Below are 1,703 nucleotides of genomic sequence, written 5' to 3' on the forward strand. Positions count from 1 at the left end.
ATGCTGGATACCGCCGAGCACCGGCAGATCGTCCAGGACTGGAACCGCACCGAAGCCGACTACCCCCAGCAGTGCCTGCAGCAACTGGTCGAAGCCCAGGTGGCCCGCACCCCGGACGCTGTGGCGGTGATCGCCGGCGAGCAGCCATTGAGCTACCGCCAGCTCAACGAGCGCGCCAACCGCCTGGCGCATCACCTGCGCGAGCTGGGCGTGGGCCAGGACGTGCTGGTGGGCATCGCCATGCAACGTTCACCCGACCTGGTGGTGGCGGTGCTGGCCGTGCTCAAGGCCGGCGGCGCCTACGTGCCACTGGACCCCGAGTACCCGCGTGAACGCGTGGCGTACATGATGGAGGACAGTCAGGCGCTGTTGCTGCTGTCGCAAAGCTCGCTGCAGGACCGCCTGCCCGGTAACGGCCAGGCCAAGGTGTTGCTGCTCGACCAGCTTGTGCTGGACGACTACCCCAGCGACAACCTGCCATGCCTCACCACCCCTGAAAACCTGGCCTACAACATCTACACCTCCGGCTCCACCGGCCAGCCCAAGGGCGTGCAGATCGAGCACCGCAACGCCGCGGCGCTGATCGGCTGGGCCAGCCAGGTGTACAGCCAGCAAGACCTGATGGGCGTGCTGGCGTCCACCTCGATCTGTTTCGACCTGTCGGTGTGGGAGCTGTTCGTGACCCTGTCGGCGGGTGGCTATCTGGTGCTGGCCGACAATGCCCTGGCCCTGGGGCAACTGCCGGCGCGTGACCAGGTGCACCTGGTCAATACCGTACCGTCGGCGATCAAGGCGCTGCTGGAAGCCGGGCAGTTGCCGGCCAGCGTGCGGGTGGTCAACCTGGCCGGCGAGCCACTCAAGCAGAGCCTGGTGGACGCACTGTATGCCACCGGCCACATCCAGCGGGTCTACGACCTGTATGGCCCGTCCGAAGACACCACCTATTCCACCTGGACCCTGCGCACGGCTGGCGGGCAGGCCAACATCGGCCGGCCGATCGCCAACAGCGCGGTGTACCTGCTGGGTGCGGCCTCGCTGCCGGTGCCGCTGGGCAGCGCTGGCGAGCTGTGCCTGAGTGGCGCGGGGCTGGCTCGTGGCTACCTGGGGCGGGCGGCGCTGACCGCCGAGAAATTCCTGCCCGACCCCTTCGATACCAGCGCCCAGGGCGGTGGTCGGTTGTACCGCACCGGTGACCTGGCGCGCTACCGTACCGACGGCGTGATCGAATACGCCGGGCGCATCGACCACCAGGTGAAGATCCGCGGCTTCCGCATTGAACTGGGTGAAATCGCCGTGCGCCTGTTGCAACACCCGGCGCTGCGCGACGCGGTGGTGATCGACACCGAAGGCGCCAGCGGCAAGCAACTGGTGGCCTACCTGGTGCCGGCCGAGGGGGGCGAAGTAGACGCCCAGGCCATCCGCAACCACTTGCAGGCGACGCTGCCGGACTACATGGTGCCGGCGCACCTGGTGACCCTGGACGCGCTGCCGCTGACCCCCAATGGCAAACTGGACCGCAAGGCCCTGCCGCAGCCGGACCTGAGCCAGGCGCAGCAGGCCTATGTGGCGCCGCAGACCGAGGTGCAGGCGCAACTGGCGTCGATCTGGGCGCAGGTGCTGAAAGTGCCGCAGGTGGGCCTGAACGACAACTTCTTTGAACTGGGCGGCGACTCGATCGTGTCGATCCAGGTGGTCAGCCGCGC

The 1,703-nt window shown here is 67.9% G+C and carries 1 protein-coding gene; it reads left to right on the forward strand.

Going from position 1 to position 1,703, the window contains the following annotated elements:
• A partial coding sequence (locus tag QBK88_RS30665) for an amino acid adenylation domain-containing protein (RefSeq protein WP_277965042.1) occupies positions 1-1,703 on the forward strand: 1,703 nt, incomplete at both ends.

This window comes from Pseudomonas sp. RIT-To-2, from assembly GCF_029623465.1.
GTDB lineage: Bacteria > Pseudomonadota > Gammaproteobacteria > Pseudomonadales > Pseudomonadaceae > Aquipseudomonas > Aquipseudomonas silvicola.